This window comes from Streptomyces sp. NPDC088553 (assembly GCF_044752965.1).
GTDB lineage: Bacteria > Actinomycetota > Actinomycetes > Streptomycetales > Streptomycetaceae > Streptomyces.
This window is the reverse complement of sequence record NZ_JBIVMG010000005.1, coordinates 479,521-496,173: the sequence shown is the minus strand read 5'-3', so window position 1 is coordinate 496,173 and position 16,653 is coordinate 479,521. Positions and strand designations below refer to the sequence as shown.

Here is a 16,653-nt window from a genome sequence, read left to right as displayed (position 1 = left end):
GTGGTCTCCCGTACGACCCCGTCGGAACCGAACACCAGGAACCGGTCGAAGCTCTTCGCGAACCACCGGTCGTGGGTCACCGCCAGCACCGTCCCGTCGTACGACTCCAGCCCGTCCTGCAGGGCCTCCGCCGACTCCAGGTCCAGGTTGTCCGTCGGCTCGTCCAGGAGCAGCGCCGTCGTGCCCGCCAGCTCCATCAGCAGGATCTGGAACCGCGCCTGCTGCCCGCCCGAGAGCTTGTCGAACGGCTGGTCACCCTGCCGCTCCAGCTCGTACCGCCGCAGCATCGACATCGCGCCGCCCCGGTCCTTGGCGTGCTCCGTCCACAGGATGTCGACGAGCGGCCGCCCGGTCAGCTCCGGGTGCGCGTGGGTCTGGGCGAAGTGCCCCGGCACCACCCTCGCGCCCAGCTTCCACGTCCCCGTGTGGGCGACGGACGGGTCGCCCGCGAGCAGCCGCAGGAAGTGGGACTTGCCCGACCCGTTGGAGCCGAGGACGCCGACCCGCTCGCCGTAGAAGATCTCCAGCGAGAAGGGCTTCATCAGCCCGGTCAGCTCAAGATTTTCGCAGGTCACAGCACGTACACCGGTACGGCCTCCCCGCAGCCGCATCTTGATGTCCTGCTCGCGCGGCGGCTCCGGCGGCGGCCCCGCCTCCTCGAACTTCCGCAGCCGGGTCTGCGCCGCCGCGTACCGCGAGGCCATGTCGTGGCTGACCGCGGCCGCCTGCCGCAGGTTGACCACGAGCTTCTTCAGCTGGGCGTGCTTCTCCTCCCAGCGCCGCTTCAGCTCCTCGAAGCGCGCGAACCGCTCCCGGCGCGCCTCGTGGAAGGTGTCGAACCCGCCACCGTGGACCCACACGTCCGAGCCGGCCGGGCCGGGCTCGACCGCGACGATCTTCTGCGCGCCCCGGGACAGCAGCTCCCGGTCGTGAGAGATGAACAACACGGTCTTACGGGTCTCCCGCAGCCGCTCCTCCAGCCACCGCTTGCCGGGGACGTCGAGGTAGTTGTCCGGCTCGTCGAGCAGCAGCACCTCGTCGGAGCCGCGCAGCAGCGACTCCAGGACGAGCCGCTTCTGCTCACCGCCGGAGAGCGTCCGGACCTCCCGGAACTGCGCCTTCTCGTACGGGACGCCGAGCGCGGCCATCGTGCACATGTCCCAGAGGGTCTCGGCCTCGTACCCCTGCACCTCGGCCCAGTCGCTGAGGGCCTGCGCGTACCTCATCTGCGCGGCCTCGTCGTCGACGGTCATGATCAGGTGCTCGGCCTCGTCGACGGCCTTCGCGGCCTCCCGGATCCGGGGCTGCGCCACCGAGACCAGCAGGTCACGCACGGTGGACGCGTCCCGCACGGAGCCGACGAACTGCGGCATCACGCCGAGCCCGCCGCTGACCTTGACGGTGCCGCCGTGCGGCTGGAGCTCTCCGGAGATCAGCCGGAGCAGTGTGGTCTTGCCGGCGCCGTTGGCCCCGACGAGGGCGACGACGGCGCCCTCCCCGACCCGGAAGGAGGCGTCCCCGAGGAGGATCCTCCCGTCGGGCAGGTAGTACTCAAGATGCGCGGCCTCGACATGTCCCATGAGGTGCATTGTCACCGCCCGCGTCGCCGGGGCCCAACCGGTTTAGGATGCGCGGCATGAGCTTTGGGGGACCGCAGTGGCCGCAAGAGCCGCAGCAGGGCGGGCAGCAGGGGCACGGACAGCAGCCGCAGGGGTACGGGCAGCAGGGCTACGGACAGCCTCAGGGCTACGGGCAGCAGGGATACGGGCAGCAGCCCGGCCAGGGGCAGGCACCCGACCCCTTCCCGGGCGCCCAGGGCGGCGGGACGACCCCCGACTGGGGCGCCCTGGCCGACGCCTCCGCCTCCCGTAACCGCCGCAAGCGCTGGCTGATCATCGGCGGCGGCGCGGTGGCCGCCCTGGTCGTCGGCGCGATCGTCGCCACCGCCGTGGTGGCCTCCGGCAAGAAGAACGACGAGGCCACGAACGGCGGGGTGCCCACCGGCACGGTCTCCCCCACCGCGGCACCGACCCCCGAGCCGACCTTCTCCTCGGTGGCGCCACCGCCCCCGCCGAACCCGAAGGACTACATCTCGGACCCGAAGAAGGACAAAGCCCCGCTCTCCGCGGAGGGCCTCTTCCCGGGCAAGAAGCTGACGATGAACAAGCGCCCGTACACCAAGGGGGCGACCTCGGCGACGACCGACTGCGCGGCCGTCACCCAGGGCGGCCTCGGCGCCGTCCTGAAGAAGAACGGCTGCCAGCGGGTGCTCCGCGCCACCTATGTGAAGGACGGCGTGGCGATCACCGTCGGCGTCGCCGTCTTCCCTTCGGAGGCCTCGGCCCTGAAGGCGAAGAGCCAGGCCACCGGCGGTATCGCCCCGCTGGTCGGCGCGGGCGTGCGTGACTTCTGCCACGCCACGGTCTGCCTGCGCCGCTCGAACTCGGTCGGCCGCTACGCCTACTTCACCCAGGCCGGCTTCTCCAACGGCAAGAAGGTCACCAAGGCCGACAAGCCGATCTTCCAGGCCAGCGACGACCTCGGCACCTTCGCCTTCAACCAGATCTACGCCCGCGGCCGCGCCCAGGCCTCAGCAGCAGCCGGCGCTCCCGGGGAGTGACCGCTTGTTCCTGGCCTCCAGATTGCGGGCGGCCAGGAGTTCGTCGGCCGGGTAGCCGACCTCTTCGAGGGTGAGGCCGTGCGGCCGTACGACGTGCACGGCCGAGTCCCGGACACCGGCCGCCAGCACCTTCCCCGGCCAGTCCACGGGCCGGTGCCCGTCGCCGACGAAGAGCAGCGCTCCGACCAGCGAGCGGACCATGTTGTGGCAGAAGGCGTCCGCCTTCACGGTGGCTTCCATCACACCGTCGGGGCGGCGCTCCCAGCGCAGCTCCTGGAGCGTGCGGATGGTGGTGGCTCCCTCGCGCCGCTTGCAGTAGGCGGCGAAGTCGTGCTCGCCGACGAGCGCGGCGGCGGCCTCGTTCATGGCGTCCATGTCGAGGGCCCAGTCGTGCCACAGGACGTGCCCGCGCTGCAGCGGGTCGACGCCGCCGGGGTTGTCGGTGACGCGGTACGCGTAACGGCGCCAGATGGCGGAGAAACGCGCGTTGAAGCCGCTGGGGGCCTCGGTCAGGGACCACACCCGCACATCGTGCGAGAGGCGCCCCGCGAGCCGCCTGAGCAGCTTGTCGCGGTGCTCGGCCCACAGCTCGACGGGCAGGTCGACGTGCGCGACCTGGCCGCGGGCATGCACCCCGGAGTCGGTCCGGCCGGCCACGGTCAGCTCGTACGTCTCCGTCGACCGGGTCACGGTCCGCAGCGCGGCCTCGATGTCCCCCTGCACGGTCCGCTGCCCCTGGGACTGCTTGGCCCAGCCGGAGAAGTCCTTGCCGTCGTACGACAGGTCGAGCCGAACCCGTACGAAACCGTCCTGCACGTCATCGCTCACGCGGAATCATCCTCTCGAAACCATCAAACACGGCAACGGGCCCGCACCCCCGAGGGGGTACGGGCCCGCACACGAACAGTCGGTCGGAACGCTTACGCGTCCTTCGACTCCTCGGCCGGAGCCTCGGCGGCCGCGTCGGCCTCCTTGACGGCGCGCACGGTGGCGGCCTCGGCCTCGGCGACGGTCGCCTTCTTGGCGATCTCGCCCTCGACCAGCTCGATCACGGCCATCGGGGCGTTGTCGCCACGACGGTTGCCGATCTTGGTGATACGGGTGTAGCCACCCGGGCGCTCGGAGTAGCGCGGGGCGATCTCGGTGAAGAGGGTGTGGACGATGCCCTTGTCGGTGATCGTCTGCAGCACCAGGCGACGGTTGTGGATGTCGCCCTTCTTCGCCTTGGTGATCAGGCGCTCGGCGACCGGACGCAGGCGACGGGCCTTGGCCTCGGTGGTGGTGATGCGGCCGTGCTCGAAGAGCGACTTCGCCAGGTTGGCGAGGAGCAGCTTCTCGTGCGCGGCGGAACCGCCGAGGCGGGCACCCTTCGCGGGACGCGGCATGGTGTTTCTCCTTGTGATCTGCACCGGCCGTATGAGGTACCGATGTCAGTGTCCGAGCGGGCGAGTGCCCGTCGGAGACCCCGCGCCCCCGTCAGGGGCGCGGGGAGCTGCGCGACCGACCGAAGCCGGCCCGCAGCCACATCTGGACCGTCGGGTCCGAGCTGTCAGTACTGCTCGGTCTCGACGAAGCCCGCGTCCGCGTCGTCGTCGGCGCCGAAGGCGTCGGCGGCGGCGGTCGGGTCGAATCCGGGCGGCGAGTCCTTCAGCGCGAGGCCCATACCGGCCAGCTTCGCCTTGACCTCGTCGATCGACTTCGCACCGAAGTTGCGGATGTCGAGCAGGTCCGCCTCGGAACGCGCCACGAGCTCACCCACGGAGTGGATGCCCTCGCGCTTGAGGCAGTTGTACGAACGAACGGTGAGCTCGAGCTCCTCGATCGGCAGCGCCAGGTCGGCGGCGAGGGCGGCGTCCGTGGGGGACGGGCCCATGTCGATGCCCTCGGCGTCGATGTTGAGCTCGCGCGCCAGACCGAACAGCTCGACCAGGGTCTTGCCGGCGGACGCCATGGCGTCACGCGGGCGCATGGCCTGCTTGGTCTCGACGTCGACGATCAGCTTGTCGAAGTCGGTGCGCTGCTCGACACGGGTCGCCTCGACCTTGTACGTGACCTTGAGCACCGGGGAGTAGATGGAGTCGACCGGGATACGACCGATCTCCTGGCCCACCTGCTTGTTCTGCACGGCGGAGACGTAGCCGCGACCGCGCTCGACGGTCAGCTCCATCTCCAGCTTGCCCTTGCCGTTGAGCGTGGCGAGGACGAGGTCGGGGTTGTGCACCTCGACACCGGCCGGGGGCGCGATGTCGGCGGCGGTGACCAGACCCGGGCCCTGCTTGCGCAGGTACATCACGACCGGCTCGTCGTGCTCCGAGGAGACGACCAGCTGCTTGATGTTGAGGATGAGGTCGGTCACGTCCTCCTTGACGCCCGGCACGGTGGTGAACTCGTGCAGGACGCCGTCGATGCGGATGCTGGTGACAGCGGCACCCGGGATCGAGGACAGGAGGGTACGGCGGAGGGAGTTGCCGAGGGTGTAGCCGAAGCCCGGCTCCAGCGGCTCGATCACGAACCGGGAGCGGAACTCGTCGACGACCTCTTCGGTCAGCGAAGGACGCTGAGCGATAAGCATGTGTCAATCCTTCAGTCGTGGACGCCCACTATTTGACGCCCGACGGAGTGCTGCGTACTGCAAGGGTACGGGCGGCACGGTCCGAAGAGCCGTACCGCCCGAAGTCCTGGATCAAGCAGCCGTGCGTCAGACGCGGCGGCGCTTGGGGGGACGGCAGCCGTTGTGCGGCGTGGGGGTGACGTCCTGGATCGAACCGACCTCGAGGCCCGTGGCCTGGAGGGAGCGGATCGCGGTCTCGCGGCCGGAGCCCGGACCCTTGACGAAGACGTCAACCTTGCGCATGCCGTGCTCCTGCGCGCGGCGAGCGGCCGACTCGGCGGCCATCTGCGCGGCGAACGGGGTCGACTTGCGCGAGCCCTTGAAGCCGACGTGGCCGGCGGAGGCCCAGGAGATCACGTTGCCCGCGGGGTCCGTGATCGAGACGATCGTGTTGTTGAACGTGCTCTTGATGTGCGCGTGGCCGTGAGCGACGTTCTTCTTTTCCTTGCGGCGCACCTTCTTGGCAGCGCCCTGACGACCCTTGGGGGGCATCTATAACTCCTACGGGAGGTGGTCGGTCCTACAGCGAAGACCGCTTGGTCAAGCGTCCGCTGAGGACTACTTCTTGCCCGGCTTCTTCTTGCCGGCGATGGCGCGACGCGGGCCCTTGCGGGTACGAGCGTTCGTGCTGGTGCGCTGGCCGCGGACGGGCAGGCCACGACGGTGGCGCAGACCCTGGTAGCAGCCGATCTCGACCTTGCGGCGGATGTCGGCGGCGATCTCGCGACGGAGGTCACCCTCGGTCTGGAGGTTGGCGTCCACGTACTCGCGGATCTTGACGAGGTCTTCCTCGGCAAGGTCGCGGACACGGGTGGACGGGTTCACGCCGGTCGCGGCGAGAATCTCCTCGGACCGGGTACGCCCGATGCCGAAGACGTAGGTGAGTGCGACCACCACACGCTTTTCGCGCGGGATGTCAACACCGGAAACGCGTGCCATTCAATGGCTCCTGTGTTCTCGGGGGTCTGCTGCAGAACCGTTCCCGGCTGCCGTATGAGGTACAGGTCGGGTCCCCGGCCCCCGCCGGAGGTGCCGTCAACCGTGCGAACACGGCCCGACGGGCTCTGCGTATGTACGTATTGCTATGCGTCGCGCGAAGAACTGCGAAGTTGCAGGTCGGTCGGCGTGCGTCAGCCCTGGCGCTGCTTGTGGCGCAGGTTGTCGCAGATGACCATGACCCGGCCGTGACGGCGGATCACCTTGCACTTGTCGCAGATCTTCTTGACGCTCGGCTTGACCTTCATGGGTGTGAGGTTCTCCGGGTCAGTGCCACCACCCGCGCGCGGAGGCGGGGTGCGGGCAAGATCTACTTGTACCGGTAGACGATCCGGCCACGCGTCAGGTCGTACGGAGAGAGCTCCACCACGACCCGGTCGTCCGGAAGGATTCGGATGTAGTGCATCCGCATCTTGCCGGAGATGTGCGCGAGGACCTTGTGACCGTTCTGGAGCTCCACCTTGAACATGGCGTTCGGGAGGGACTCGATCACGGTGCCCTCGATTTCGATGGCACCTTGCTTCTTGGCCACGCTTCGCCTTTCGAATCGGCTACCTTGATCGACTCTCGCCGTCGTATGCGGACACACGGGTACACGAGAGCCGACGCATCAGTCTACGTCAGGCCCCAGGAAAAGACGAATCGGGAAGTCTGCCCACCCGAACTGATCCTTACGCAAGGCACCACGCCGTAGAAAACTCAAACGTACTCCCGCACGACCGCGGACGCGTCGACCCGATCCCCCACCGGAGGGCCGTCCGCTACGCCAGCGGGTCCGGGGCCGCGGTCACGCCCAGCTCCGCCAGCTTCGCCTTGCCGCCGTCGACCGCCGTCAGGACCAGGGGGCCCTCCTCGGTCAGGGCGATCGAGTGCTCCCAGTGGGAGGACCAGGTGCCGTCCGTGGTGATGACGGTCCAGTCGTCCTTCAGGACCTCCGTCTGCGGGGTGCCCAGGGAGACCATCGGCTCGATCGCCAGGCACAGGCCCGGGACCAGCTTCGGGCCCTTGCCGCGCTTGCGGGAGACGTAGTTCAGCAGGTGCGGGTCCATGTGCATCTCGGTGCCGATGCCGTGGCCGCCGTAGTCCTCGATGATCCCGTACCGGCCCAGGCTGTGGTCGCCGACGGCCGGACGCGGCTGGCGCTTGATGTACGTCTCGATCGCCTTCGAGATGTCGACCAGGCGGTTGCCGAGCCGCATGGCCGCGATGCCGGCCCACATCGACTCCTCCGTGACCCGGGAGAGCTCCACGAGCTCGGGCGCGTGCCCGGTGCCCACGAAGGCCGTGTAGGCCGCGTCACCGTGCCAGCCGTCCACGATCGCGCCCGCGTCGATGGAGATGATGTCGCCGTCCTTGAGGACGGTCTTGTCGTCGGGGATGCCGTGGACGACGACCTCGTTCACCGAGGTGCAGATCGTCGCGGGGAACCCGCCGTACCCGAGGAAGTTCGACTTCGCCCCGTGGTCGGCGATGACCTTCCGCGCGACCTCGTCCAGGTCCTTCGTCGTGGCGCCCGGCACGGCGGCCTCACGGGTCGCCGCGTGAATGGCGGCGACGACCAGCCCCGCCTCGCGCATCTTCGCGATCTGCTCGGGGGTCTTGATCTGCACCATCGTGGCCGCGGCCTTTCCATCGAGTACGGGGAACAGAACAACGATACGGCCGCGGCGCCCCTGAGGGGCACCGCGGCCGTATCGGACGAACCAGGGTTACTTCTTGAGCGCGGCCATCGCCTTCGCCGTGACCTCGTCCACCTTGCCGAGCGCCGAGATCGTCACGACCAGGTTCTGCGCCCGGTAGTAGTCGATGATCGGCTCGGTCTGCGTGTGGTAGACCTCCAGGCGCTTGCGGACCGTCTCCTCGGAGTCGTCCGCACGCTGGTACAGCTCGCCGCCGCAGGCGTCGCAGACGCCCTCGGTCTTCGGCGCGTTGTACTCCACGTGGAAGACGTGCGCGCTGTCGTTGCGGCAGATGCGGCGACCCGCGATCCGCTTCACGACCTCGTCCTCGGGGACCTCCAGGTCCAGCACCGCGTCGAGCTGCATGTCCTCGGCCTTCAGGACCACGTCCAGGGCCTCGGCCTGAGCCACGTTGCGGGGGAACCCGTCCAGCAGGAAGCCGTTGACGGCGTCCGGCTGCTCCATCCGGTCCTTGGCCATCCCGATGGTCACCTCGTCGGGCACCAGGTCGCCGGCGTCCATGAACGCCTTGGCCTTGAGACCCAGCTCCGTGCCCTGAGAGATGTTGGCGCGGAACAGGTCGCCCGTGGAGATGTGCGGGATGTCCAGGTTCTTGGCAAGGAACGCAGCCTGCGTTCCCTTGCCGGCACCGGGCGGTCCGACGAGGACGATTCGCATCAGCGGAGGAACCCTTCGTAATTGCGCTGCTGGAGCTGGCTCTCGATCTGCTTCACGGTCTCCAGCCCCACACCCACGATGATGAGGATGCTCGTCCCACCGAAGGGGAAGTTGGCATTGGCGCCACCGAAGCCTGCCAACGCCATCGTCGGCACAAGAGCGATCAGACCCAAGTACAGCGAGCCCGGCCAAGTGATCCGGTTGAGCACGTAGCTCAGATACTCGGCAGTAGGTCGACCAGCCCGGATACCCGGGATGAAGCCACCATACTTCTTCATGTTGTCCGCGACTTCCTCGGGGTTGAACGAGATCGCCACATAGAAGAAGGCGAAGAACACGATCAGGAGGAAGTACGTCGCGATGTAGTAGGGGTGGTCACCCTTGACGAAGTGGGCTTCGATCCAGGTCTTCCACCCTGCGGTGGAGTTCGAGAACTGCGCGATCAAGGCCGGGATGTAGAGCAGCGACGACGCGAAGATGACAGGAATCACACCCGCCTGGTTCACCTTCAGCGGGATGTACGTGGACGTACCGCCGTAGGAGCGCCGGCCGATCATGCGCTTCGCGTACTGCACCGGGATCCGGCGCTGGGCCTGCTCGACGAAGACCACGAGGGCCACCATCACGAAGCCGATGAGGATGACGGTGCCGAACTCGATCCAGCCCTTGGCGAGCTTGCCGCTCTCCTTGATGGCCCACAGGGCGCCCGGGAAGCCGGCGGCGATCGAGATGAACATCAGGATCGACATGCCGTTGCCGATGCCGCGGTCGGTGATGAGCTCACCGAGCCACATGACGATGCAGGTACCGGCGGTCATCGTGATGACCATCGTGGCGATGGTGAAGATCGACGGGTCGGGCACGACCTGGTCGGCGACGCGGCAGCCGCTGAACAGCGCACCGCTCTTGGCGGTGGCGACGAGACCGGTTCCCTGCAGCACGGCGAGGGCGACCGTCAGGTACCGGGTGTACTGCGTGATCTTGGCAGTACCCGACTGGCCCTCCTTCTTGAGGGCTTCAAGGCGCGGGATCACGACGGTGAGCAGCTGCAGGATGATGCTCGCCGTGATGTACGGCATGATGCCGAGCGCGAAGATGGTGATCTGGAGCAGCGCCCCGCCACTGAACATGTTGACCAGGCCGAACAGGCTGTTGTTGCCTTCGCTGGCCTGCTTCACACACTGCTGGACGGCCTCGTAGCTGACGCCGGGGACCGGGATGTGGGCCCCGAGGCGGTACAGCACGATGATGGCGAGCGTGAAGAGCAGCTTCTTGCGCAGGTCGGGCGTCTTGAACGCCCGGGCGAACGCGGTGAGCACGGTGCCTCCTGCGACCCCCGCGCTATGCGTCAAGGGTGACGGTCTTGAGGTTCGACGATTAGGTATCGGTCATCAATCCCGTGCGGGCATACCGCACGGAGCCTAGACAGTGCACGCCACCTTACCGGCGACCATGCCCCCCTAGGAACGACCAATCGGGGATGCCCCTTTTGGGAGGCATCCCCGATCGGATGTTCAAGCCATCGAGTCGTCTTAGACGAGCTCGGTGACGGTGCCACCAGCGGCGGCGATCTTCTCCTTGGCGGAGCCGGAGACGGCGTCAACCGTCACCTGCAGCGCCACGGTGATCTCGCCGGTGCCGAGCACCTTGACGAGCTGGTTCTTGCGAACCGCACCCTTGGCGACCAGATCGGCCACCGTGACCTCGCCACCCTGCGGGTAGAGCGCGGTGAGCTTGTCCAGGTTCACGACCTGGTACTCGGTGCGGAACGGGTTCTTGAAGCCCTTGAGCTTCGGCAGACGCATGTGGAGGGGCATCTGCCCACCCTCGAAGCGCTGCGGAACCTGGTAACGGGCCTTGGTGCCCTTGGTACCACGACCGGCCGTCTTACCCTTCGACGCCTCACCACGACCGACACGGGTCTTCGCGGTCTTGGCGCCGGGGGCGGGACGGAGGTTGTGGGCCTTCAGCGGGTTGGTCTCCGCCATGTCAGTCAACCTCCTCGACCGTCACGAGGTGGCGGACGGTGTGAACCATTCCGCGGAACTCGGGGCGGTCCTCCTTGACAACCACGTCGTTGACCTTCTTGAGGCCGAGCGAACGCAGGGTGTCGCGGTGGTTCTGCTTGCTGCCGATGTACGACTTCGTCTGCGTGACCTTGAGGCGAGCCATTACGCACCCGCCCCAGCACGTGCACGGAGCAGAGCCGCGGGGGCGACGTCCTCGAGGGGCAGACCACGGCGAGCCGCGATCTCCTCGGGACGCTGCAGGCCCTTGAGGGCCGCCACGGTCGCGTGCACGATGTTGATCGCGTTGTCGGAGCCGAGCGACTTCGACAGGATGTCGTGAACGCCGGCGCACTCGAGCACGGCGCGCACCGGGCCACCGGCGATAACACCGGTACCGGGGGAAGCCGGCTTGAGCAGGACGACGCCCGCGGCCTTCTCGCCCTGGATCGGGTGAGGGATGGTGCCCTGGATGCGGGGAACCTTGAAGAAGTTCTTCTTGGCTTCCTCGACACCCTTGGCGATGGCCGCGGGAACTTCCTTGGCCTTGCCGTAACCGACACCTACGGTGCCGTCACCGTCGCCCACCACGACCAGCGCGGTGAAGCTGAAGCGGCGACCACCCTTGACAACCTTGGCGACGCGGTTGATCGCGACAACGCGCTCAACGTACGCGGTCTTCTCGGCGGCAGCGCCACCGTCGCGGCCCTTCCGGTCCCGCCGCTCGCCGCCACCGGCACCGCTTCCGCGGCGCTGGGGTCCAGCCATTGGATTTACCTCTCTCTGTTACGTCCGTTAGTCCCGGAACCGGGGCTTAGAACTTCAGCCCGGCTTCGCGGGCGGCGTCAGCCAGAGCGGCAATGCGCCCGGCGTACCTGTTGCCACCACGGTCGAACACGACAGCCTCGACACCAGCGGCCTTGGCGCGCTCGGCGACGAGAGCTCCGACCTGCTTGGCCTGCGCGGACTTGTCACCCTCGCCACCGCGGATCGACGCGTCCAGGTTCGACGCGGACGCAAGGGTGTGACCCTTGAGGTCGTCGATGACCTGAGCGGTGATACCGCGGTTCGAACGCGTCACGACGAGGCGCGGACGCTCCGCCGTACCCGACACGTTCTTGCGGATGCGGATGTGGCGGCGCGCCTTGGCGGCACGCTTGTAAGCGTCGCCCTTGGCGATCTTCACACCGTATGCCATGGCTTACTTACCAGCCTTTCCGACCTTGCGGCGGATGACCTCGCCGGCGTACTTGACGCCCTTGGCCTTGTACGGGTCGGGCTTCCGCAGCTTGCGGATGTTCGCCGCGACCTCGCCGACCTTCTGCTTGTCGATGCCCTCGACCGAGAACTTGGTCGGCGACTCGACCTTGAACGAGATGCCCTCGGGCGCCTCGACCAGGATCGGGTGGCTGTAGCCGAGCTGGAACTCCAGGTTGGAGCCCTTCGCGGCGACGCGGTAACCGACACCGCTGATCTCGAGCGCCTTCACGTAACCCTGGGTCACACCGGTGATCATGTTGGCCACCAGCGTGCGGGACAGGCCGTGAAGGGCCTTGTTCTGACGCTCGTCGTTCGGACGGTTGACGTTCAGCACGCCATCCTCGCCCTTAACGATCTCGATCGGCGCGGCGACGGTGTGGCTCAGGGTGCCCTTGGAACCCTTGACCGTGACCGTGCGGCCATCGATGGTGACGTCCACGCCGGCGGGAACCTGGATAGGCAGCTTGCCAATACGCGACATTAGCTATTCCTCCGTTCCCGACTACCAGACGTAGGCGAGGACTTCCCCACCTACGCCCTTCTTGCCTGCCTGCTGGCCGGTCAGGAGACCGTGGGACGTGGAGATGATCGCCACGCCCAGGCCGCCGAGAACCTTCGGCAGGTTGGTGGACTTCGCGTAAACCCGGAGACCGGGCTTCGAGATCCGCTTGATGCCCGCGATGGAGCGCTCACGGTTCGGACCGAACTTGAGCTCGAGGACGAGGTTCTTGCCGACCTCGGCGTCCTCGACCTTCCAGCCCGTGATGAAGCCCTCCTGCTGGAGGATTTCCGCGATGTGAGACTTGATCTTGCTGTGCGGCATCGTCACGGAGTCGTGGTATGCCGAGTTCGCGTTACGCAGACGAGTCAGCATGTCCGCGATCGGATCAGTCATGGTCATGAATTGGCCTTCGGCCTCTCTCGCCGGGGTTTCCAGTGCGCCATCCCTCTCCCCACACAGGGGCGGGACGGGTGCGGCGCGGGGACCTACGGCGTAGTAAGTCGTACGGGCGGCGGACGCCCAACCCTCCTAGCCTAAGCCATGGAGGGATGGGCATCCGCCAACCCAGTGCTTACCGAGAGACTCCGGTCATCCCAAGTAAGGGATTACCAGGAGCTCTTGGTCACGCCCGGCAGCTCGCCACGGTGAGCCATCTCACGAAGGCACACGCGGCACAGGCCGAACTTGCGGTACACGGAGTGGGGACGACCACAGCGCTGGCAGCGCGTGTAGCCGCGCACGCCGAACTTGGGCTTGCGGGCAGCCTTCGCGATGAGAGCCTTCTTCGCCATCTCGCTTACGCCTCCTTGAAGGGGAAGCCGAGGTGACGCAGAAGGGCACGGCCCTCGTCGTCGTTGGTCGCCGTGGTCACCACGGTGATGTCCATACCCCGGACACGGTCGATCTTGTCCTGGTCGATCTCGTGGAACATGACCTGCTCCGTGAGACCGAAGGTGTAGTTGCCACGCCCGTCGAACTGCTTGGGGGACAGACCACGGAAGTCGCGGATGCGCGGGAGCGCGAGCGACAGGGTGCGGTCCAGGAACTCCCACATGCGGTCGCCACGGAGGGTGACGTGCGCACCGATCGGCTGACCCTCGCGCAGCTTGAACTGCGCGATGGACTTGCGGGCCTTGGTGACGGCCGGCTTCTGACCGGTGATCGTGGTGAGGTCGCGGATCGCGCCATCGATCAGCTTCGAGTCACGGGCGGCGTCGCCGACACCCATGTTGACCACGATCTTGACGAGGCCGGGAACCTGCATGACGTTCTCGTAGGAGAACTCCTCACGCAGCTTGCCCGCGATCTCCTCGCGGTACTTCGTCTTGAGACGCGGAGTGGTGGTAGCCATCAGATGTCCTCACCCGTCCGCTTGGCAACGCGGATCTTGTTGCCCTCGTCGTCGAAGCGGTAACCGACACGCGTGACGACCTTCTTGCCGTCCTTCTCCACGACCAGCTGGACGTTGGAGACGTGGACCGGAGCCTCGGTCGTGACGATGCCACCGGCCTGCGACGGGCCGGCCTTGGTGTGCTTCTTGACCCGGTTGACACCCTCGACGAGGACGCGGTTCTCGCGGGGGAAGGCCGTGATGACCTTGCCCTGCTTGCCCTTGTCCTTACCGGTGATGACCTGGACCAGGTCGCCCTTCTTGATCTTCATGCTTACAGCACCTCCGGCGCGAGCGAGATGATCTTCATGAACTTCTTCTCGCGCAGCTCACGGCCCACCGGGCCGAAGATACGGGTGCCACGAGGGTCGCCGTCGTTCTTGAGAATGACAGCGGCGTTCTCGTCGAAGCGGATGTACGAGCCGTCCTGGCGGCGGCGCTCCTTGACGGTGCGAACGATGACCGCCTTGACGACGTCACCCTTCTTCACGTTGCCACCGGGGATCGCGTCCTTGACGGTGGCGACGATGACGTCACCGATGCCCGCGTAGCGGCGACCCGAGCCACCGAGAACACGGATGCAAAGGATCTCCTTGGCACCAGTGTTGTCGGCGACACGCAGTCGCGACTCCTGCTGGATCACGTCTATCTCCTGATTGTCTGCCGGTTCCCGGCCGGGGCTTCACGAGGAAGCCCCGGCCGAGCCTGGCGGAACTGACCTGAGGGAAACCCCTCAGGCTGAACATTTGGATTTCCCTCGCGGGAAATTCCTTACTTGGCCTTCTCGAGGATCTCGATGACGCGCCAGTGCTTCGTGGCGGACAGCTTCCGGGTCTCCATCAGGAGGACGCGGTCGCCGATGCCGGCAGCGTTCTGCTCGTCATGAGCCTTGAGCTTGTTCGTACGGCGGATGACCTTGCCGTACAGCGCGTGCTTGACGCGGTCCTCGACAGCGACGACGACGGTCTTGTCCATCTTGTCGCTGACGACCAGGCCCTCGCGGACCTTGCGAGCGTTGCGCTCGGTCTTCTCAGTCACGTTGCTCTCGCTCATCAGGCGTTCTCCACCGTCTCGATGCCCAGCTCGCGCTCACGCATCAGGGTGTAGATCCGGGCGATGTCCTTACGGACGGACTTGAGCCGACCGTGGTTCTCGAGCTGGCCCGTCGCCGCCTGGAAGCGGAGGTTGAACAGCTCTTCCTTGGCCTCGCGGAGCTTGTTGAGAAGCTCCTCGTTGCCCAGCTCGCGCAGCTCGGACGCCTTGGTACCGGCCGACATCACAGCTCACCTGCTTCGCGCTTAACGATCTTGCACTTCATCGGCAGCTTGTGGGCCGCACGGGTCAGGGCCTCGCGCGCGATCTTCTCGTTCGGGTAGGACAGTTCGAACATCACCCGACCCGGCTTGACGTTCGCGATCCACCACTCCGGAGAACCCTTACCGGAACCCATGCGGGTCTCGGCGGGCTTCTTCGTCAGCGGGCGGTCCGGGTAGATGTTGATCCAGACCTTGCCGCCACGCTTGATGTGGCGGGTCATCGCGATACGAGCCGCCTCGATCTGGCGGTTGGTCACGTACGCCGGCGTGAGGGCCTGAATGCCGTACTCGCCGAACGCAACCTGCGTACCACCCTTGCTCATACCCGAGCGCTTGGGGTGGTGCTGCTTGCGGTGCTTGACCCTACGGGGGATCAGCATTTCGGTCAGGCCTCCGTTCCGGTGCTCTCAGCCGGAGCGGCAGCGGCGGCGGGAGCGTCGGCCTTGGGGGCCTCGGCAGCCGGCGCGGACTGCTGCTGCGGCTTGCGGCCGCGGCCGCCACGCTCGCCACCACGGCCACCACGGCCGGCCGGGCGGTCGCCAGCGCCGGCACCACGGGCCGGGCGGTTACCCGCACGGGCCGCAGCGTTCTCGGCGCGGACCTCGGCGATGTTCTTGACGTCGCCCTTGTAGATCCAGACCTTCACGCCGATGCGGCCGAAGGTCGTCTTGGCCTCGAAGAAGCCGTAGTCGACGTTCGCGCGGAGCGTGTGCAGGGGCACACGGCCCTCGCGGTAGAACTCCGAGCGGGACATCTCGGCGCCGCCGAGACGACCGCCACACTGGATCTTGATGCCCTTGGCGCCGGCCTTCATCGTGCCCTGCATGCTCTTACGCATGGCGCGACGGAAGGAGACGCGGGAGGAGAGCTGCTCGGCAACGGCCTGAGCAACCAGCTGAGCGTCCATCTCGGGGTTCTTGACCTCGAGGATGTTCAGCTGGACCTGCTTGCCCGTGAGCTTCTCGAGGTCGCCGCGGATGCGGTCGGCCTCGGCGCCACGGCGGCCGATGACGATGCCGGGACGCGCGGTGTGGATGTCCACCCGCACGCGGTCACGGGTGCGCTCGATCTCAACCTTCGAGATGCCGGCGCGCTCCATGCCGGACGTCATCATCCGACGGATGGCGACGTCTTCCTTGACGTAGTCCTTGTACAGCTTGTCGGCGTACCAGCGGGACTTGAAGTCCGTGGTGATGCCGAGCCGGAACCCATGCGGGTTAACCTTCTGGCCCATTACCGGGTTCCTTCCTTGCTGCTGACGACCACGGTGATGTGGCTGGTCCGCTTACGGATCCGGTAGGCACGGCCCTGAGCACGCGGACGGAACCGCTTCAGGGTCGGGCCCTCATCCACGTACGCCTCGCTGATGACCAGCGAAGAGGCGTCGGTGTGGTCGTAGTTGTGTGCAGCGTTGGCGATGGCGCTGTCCAGCACCTTGCCAACCGGCACGCTCGCGGCCTGCGGGGCGAAACGCAGGACCGCCTGAGCCTCCGTGGCGTCCATGCCACGGATAAGGTCCACCACGCGGCGGGCCTTCATGGGCGTGACGCGGATGTACCGCGCCTGGGCCCTGGCTTCCATGGTTGTCCTTCCAG

General features: G+C 67.1%; 27 protein-coding genes. 1 reads left to right on the top strand and 26 read right to left on the bottom strand.

Annotated features, from left to right (window positions below; translation table 11 throughout):
- On the bottom strand, positions 1 to 1,589 hold a 1,589-nt coding region (locus ACIP8Z_RS19135), incomplete at its 3' end, for an ABC-F family ATP-binding cassette domain-containing protein (RefSeq protein ID WP_402084762.1).
- Positions 1,590 to 1,636: 47 nt separating this feature from the next.
- Between ACIP8Z_RS19135 and ACIP8Z_RS19130 the strand changes: the two genes are divergently transcribed.
- Positions 1,637 to 2,620 carry a hypothetical protein gene (locus ACIP8Z_RS19130; RefSeq protein ID WP_402084760.1) on the top strand — a complete coding sequence of 328 codons (984 nt, stop codon included), beginning with the start codon at positions 1,637 to 1,639 and terminating at the stop codon, positions 2,618 to 2,620.
- Here ACIP8Z_RS19130 and truA read toward each other — a convergent pair.
- The 25 genes from truA to rplV all read right to left on the bottom strand — a co-directional run bounded on the left by truA (position 2,591) and on the right by rplV (position 16,639).
- Positions 2,591 to 3,448, bottom strand: coding sequence for a tRNA pseudouridine(38-40) synthase TruA (gene truA, locus ACIP8Z_RS19125; protein WP_231072447.1), 858 nt, complete (start codon positions 3,446 to 3,448; stop codon positions 2,591 to 2,593). The two genes, ACIP8Z_RS19130 and truA, sit on opposite strands and share 30 nt — an antisense overlap.
- A gap of 92 nt (positions 3,449 to 3,540) precedes the next feature.
- Positions 3,541 to 4,005 carry a 50S ribosomal protein L17 gene (rplQ, locus tag ACIP8Z_RS19120; RefSeq protein ID WP_015035596.1) on the bottom strand — a complete coding sequence of 155 codons (465 nt, stop codon included), beginning with the start codon at positions 4,003 to 4,005 and terminating at the stop codon, positions 3,541 to 3,543.
- A 164-nt stretch (positions 4,006 to 4,169) separates the two neighbouring features.
- The gene (locus ACIP8Z_RS19115) at positions 4,170 to 5,192 is read right to left on the bottom strand and encodes a DNA-directed RNA polymerase subunit alpha (RefSeq protein ID WP_003966937.1); all 1,023 of its coding nucleotides are present in this window, start codon (positions 5,190 to 5,192) and stop codon (positions 4,170 to 4,172) included.
- Positions 5,193 to 5,318: 126 nt separating this feature from the next.
- Positions 5,319 to 5,723, bottom strand: coding sequence for a 30S ribosomal protein S11 (gene rpsK, locus ACIP8Z_RS19110; RefSeq protein WP_006376016.1), 405 nt, complete (start codon positions 5,721 to 5,723; stop codon positions 5,319 to 5,321).
- Positions 5,724 to 5,789: 66 nt separating this feature from the next.
- Entirely contained in the window at positions 5,790 to 6,170 is a 381-nt protein-coding gene (gene rpsM, locus ACIP8Z_RS19105) for a 30S ribosomal protein S13 (protein WP_015035595.1), read from the bottom strand.
- A gap of 191 nt (positions 6,171 to 6,361) precedes the next feature.
- Entirely contained in the window at positions 6,362 to 6,475 is a 114-nt protein-coding gene (gene rpmJ, locus ACIP8Z_RS19100; protein ID WP_003956441.1) for a 50S ribosomal protein L36, read from the bottom strand.
- A gap of 62 nt (positions 6,476 to 6,537) precedes the next feature.
- Positions 6,538 to 6,759, bottom strand: coding sequence for a translation initiation factor IF-1 (infA, locus tag ACIP8Z_RS19095; protein ID WP_003956442.1), 222 nt, complete (start codon positions 6,757 to 6,759; stop codon positions 6,538 to 6,540).
- 229 nt (positions 6,760 to 6,988) lie between these two features.
- Positions 6,989 to 7,840, bottom strand: coding sequence for a type I methionyl aminopeptidase (gene map, locus ACIP8Z_RS19090; RefSeq protein WP_030318640.1), 852 nt, complete (start codon positions 7,838 to 7,840; stop codon positions 6,989 to 6,991).
- A 96-nt stretch (positions 7,841 to 7,936) separates the two neighbouring features.
- Positions 7,937 to 8,584 carry an adenylate kinase gene (locus tag ACIP8Z_RS19085; protein ID WP_055598862.1) on the bottom strand — a complete coding sequence of 216 codons (648 nt, stop codon included), beginning with the start codon at positions 8,582 to 8,584 and terminating at the stop codon, positions 7,937 to 7,939.
- A complete protein-coding gene (gene secY, locus ACIP8Z_RS19080; RefSeq protein ID WP_030318644.1) occupies positions 8,584 to 9,903 on the bottom strand; it encodes a preprotein translocase subunit SecY in 1,320 nt (439 codons plus the stop codon). The genes ACIP8Z_RS19085 and secY overlap by 1 nt, the downstream gene beginning before the upstream one ends.
- 213 nt (positions 9,904 to 10,116) lie before the next feature.
- Entirely contained in the window at positions 10,117 to 10,572 is a 456-nt protein-coding gene (gene rplO / locus ACIP8Z_RS19075) for a 50S ribosomal protein L15 (protein ID WP_030318646.1), read from the bottom strand.
- A gap of 1 nt (position 10,573) precedes the next feature.
- Positions 10,574 to 10,756 (bottom strand): 50S ribosomal protein L30, encoded by a 183-nt coding sequence (gene rpmD, locus ACIP8Z_RS19070; protein ID WP_015035589.1) that lies wholly within the window; start codon positions 10,754 to 10,756, stop codon positions 10,574 to 10,576.
- Positions 10,756 to 11,358 (bottom strand): 30S ribosomal protein S5, encoded by a 603-nt coding sequence (gene rpsE / locus ACIP8Z_RS19065; protein ID WP_017239585.1) that lies wholly within the window; start codon positions 11,356 to 11,358, stop codon positions 10,756 to 10,758. The genes rpmD and rpsE overlap by 1 nt, the downstream gene beginning before the upstream one ends.
- A gap of 46 nt (positions 11,359 to 11,404) precedes the next feature.
- Positions 11,405 to 11,788: a 50S ribosomal protein L18 gene (gene rplR / locus ACIP8Z_RS19060; protein ID WP_015035587.1), complete on the bottom strand. Its 384-nt coding sequence runs from the start codon at positions 11,786 to 11,788 to the stop codon at positions 11,405 to 11,407.
- Positions 11,789 to 11,791: 3 nt separating this feature from the next.
- Positions 11,792 to 12,331 (bottom strand): 50S ribosomal protein L6, encoded by a 540-nt coding sequence (gene rplF / locus ACIP8Z_RS19055; RefSeq protein ID WP_024755414.1) that lies wholly within the window; start codon positions 12,329 to 12,331, stop codon positions 11,792 to 11,794.
- Positions 12,332 to 12,352: 21 nt separating this feature from the next.
- On the bottom strand, positions 12,353 to 12,751 hold the full coding sequence (gene rpsH, locus ACIP8Z_RS19050; protein ID WP_015035585.1) for a 30S ribosomal protein S8: 399 nt from the start codon (positions 12,749 to 12,751) through the stop codon (positions 12,353 to 12,355).
- A gap of 206 nt (positions 12,752 to 12,957) precedes the next feature.
- Positions 12,958 to 13,143 carry a type Z 30S ribosomal protein S14 gene (locus ACIP8Z_RS19045; RefSeq protein ID WP_003948630.1) on the bottom strand — a complete coding sequence of 62 codons (186 nt, stop codon included), beginning with the start codon at positions 13,141 to 13,143 and terminating at the stop codon, positions 12,958 to 12,960.
- 5 nt (positions 13,144 to 13,148) lie between these two features.
- Positions 13,149 to 13,706, bottom strand: coding sequence for a 50S ribosomal protein L5 (gene rplE, locus ACIP8Z_RS19040; RefSeq protein ID WP_086024646.1), 558 nt, complete (start codon positions 13,704 to 13,706; stop codon positions 13,149 to 13,151).
- Complete coding sequence (rplX, locus tag ACIP8Z_RS19035) at positions 13,703 to 14,014, bottom strand: 50S ribosomal protein L24 (RefSeq protein ID WP_015035583.1); 312 nt, start codon at positions 14,012 to 14,014, stop codon at positions 13,703 to 13,705. The genes rplE and rplX overlap by 4 nt, the downstream gene beginning before the upstream one ends.
- A 2-nt stretch (positions 14,015 to 14,016) precedes the next feature.
- Positions 14,017 to 14,385 carry a 50S ribosomal protein L14 gene (gene rplN, locus ACIP8Z_RS19030; protein ID WP_003956455.1) on the bottom strand — a complete coding sequence of 123 codons (369 nt, stop codon included), beginning with the start codon at positions 14,383 to 14,385 and terminating at the stop codon, positions 14,017 to 14,019.
- A 128-nt stretch (positions 14,386 to 14,513) separates the two neighbouring features.
- Complete coding sequence (gene rpsQ / locus ACIP8Z_RS19025; RefSeq protein WP_015035582.1) at positions 14,514 to 14,795, bottom strand: 30S ribosomal protein S17; 282 nt, start codon at positions 14,793 to 14,795, stop codon at positions 14,514 to 14,516.
- Positions 14,795 to 15,019: a 50S ribosomal protein L29 gene (gene rpmC / locus ACIP8Z_RS19020; RefSeq protein WP_017239580.1), complete on the bottom strand. Its 225-nt coding sequence runs from the start codon at positions 15,017 to 15,019 to the stop codon at positions 14,795 to 14,797. The genes rpsQ and rpmC overlap by 1 nt, the downstream gene beginning before the upstream one ends.
- A complete protein-coding gene (gene rplP / locus ACIP8Z_RS19015; RefSeq protein ID WP_015035580.1) occupies positions 15,019 to 15,438 on the bottom strand; it encodes a 50S ribosomal protein L16 in 420 nt (139 codons plus the stop codon). The genes rpmC and rplP overlap by 1 nt, the downstream gene beginning before the upstream one ends.
- 5 nt (positions 15,439 to 15,443) lie before the next feature.
- On the bottom strand, positions 15,444 to 16,292 hold the full coding sequence (gene rpsC / locus ACIP8Z_RS19010) for a 30S ribosomal protein S3 (protein ID WP_017239578.1): 849 nt from the start codon (positions 16,290 to 16,292) through the stop codon (positions 15,444 to 15,446).
- Positions 16,292 to 16,639, bottom strand: coding sequence for a 50S ribosomal protein L22 (gene rplV / locus ACIP8Z_RS19005; protein ID WP_004571827.1), 348 nt, complete (start codon positions 16,637 to 16,639; stop codon positions 16,292 to 16,294). The genes rpsC and rplV overlap by 1 nt, the downstream gene beginning before the upstream one ends.
- Positions 16,640 to 16,653: the final 14 nt, after the last annotated feature.

Coding starts and splice junctions, on each gene's coding strand:
- ACIP8Z_RS19130 (WP_402084760.1), top strand. CDS start 1,637: ATGAGCTTTGGGGGACCGCAGTGGCCGCAAGAGCCGCAGCAGGGCGGG.
- rplQ (WP_015035596.1), bottom strand. CDS start 4,005: ATGCCGCGTCCCGCGAAGGGTGCCCGCCTCGGCGGTTCCGCCGCGCAC.
- ACIP8Z_RS19115 (WP_003966937.1), bottom strand. CDS start 5,192: ATGCTTATCGCTCAGCGTCCTTCGCTGACCGAAGAGGTCGTCGACGAG.
- rpsK (WP_006376016.1), bottom strand. CDS start 5,723: ATGCCCCCCAAGGGTCGTCAGGGCGCTGCCAAGAAGGTGCGCCGCAAG.
- rpsM (WP_015035595.1), bottom strand. CDS start 6,170: ATGGCACGCGTTTCCGGTGTTGACATCCCGCGCGAAAAGCGTGTGGTG.
- rpmJ (WP_003956441.1), bottom strand. CDS start 6,475: ATGAAGGTCAAGCCGAGCGTCAAGAAGATCTGCGACAAGTGCAAGGTG.
- map (WP_030318640.1), bottom strand. CDS start 7,840: ATGGTGCAGATCAAGACCCCCGAGCAGATCGCGAAGATGCGCGAGGCG.
- ACIP8Z_RS19085 (WP_055598862.1), bottom strand. CDS start 8,584: ATGCGAATCGTCCTCGTCGGACCGCCCGGTGCCGGCAAGGGAACGCAG.
- rplO (WP_030318646.1), bottom strand. CDS start 10,572: ATGGCGGAGACCAACCCGCTGAAGGCCCACAACCTCCGTCCCGCCCCC.
- rpmD (WP_015035589.1), bottom strand. CDS start 10,756: ATGGCTCGCCTCAAGGTCACGCAGACGAAGTCGTACATCGGCAGCAAG.
- rpsE (WP_017239585.1), bottom strand. CDS start 11,358: ATGGCTGGACCCCAGCGCCGCGGAAGCGGTGCCGGTGGCGGCGAGCGG.
- rplR (WP_015035587.1), bottom strand. CDS start 11,788: ATGGCATACGGTGTGAAGATCGCCAAGGGCGACGCTTACAAGCGTGCC.
- rplF (WP_024755414.1), bottom strand. CDS start 12,331: ATGTCGCGTATTGGCAAGCTGCCTATCCAGGTTCCCGCCGGCGTGGAC.
- rpsH (WP_015035585.1), bottom strand. CDS start 12,751: ATGACCATGACTGATCCGATCGCGGACATGCTGACTCGTCTGCGTAAC.
- ACIP8Z_RS19045 (WP_003948630.1), bottom strand. CDS start 13,143: ATGGCGAAGAAGGCTCTCATCGCGAAGGCTGCCCGCAAGCCCAAGTTC.
- rplX (WP_015035583.1), bottom strand. CDS start 14,014: ATGAAGATCAAGAAGGGCGACCTGGTCCAGGTCATCACCGGTAAGGAC.
- rpsQ (WP_015035582.1), bottom strand. CDS start 14,795: ATGAGCGAGAGCAACGTGACTGAGAAGACCGAGCGCAACGCTCGCAAG.
- rpmC (WP_017239580.1), bottom strand. CDS start 15,019: ATGTCGGCCGGTACCAAGGCGTCCGAGCTGCGCGAGCTGGGCAACGAG.
- rplP (WP_015035580.1), bottom strand. CDS start 15,438: ATGCTGATCCCCCGTAGGGTCAAGCACCGCAAGCAGCACCACCCCAAG.
- rpsC (WP_017239578.1), bottom strand. CDS start 16,292: ATGGGCCAGAAGGTTAACCCGCATGGGTTCCGGCTCGGCATCACCACG.
- rplV (WP_004571827.1), bottom strand. CDS start 16,639: ATGGAAGCCAGGGCCCAGGCGCGGTACATCCGCGTCACGCCCATGAAG.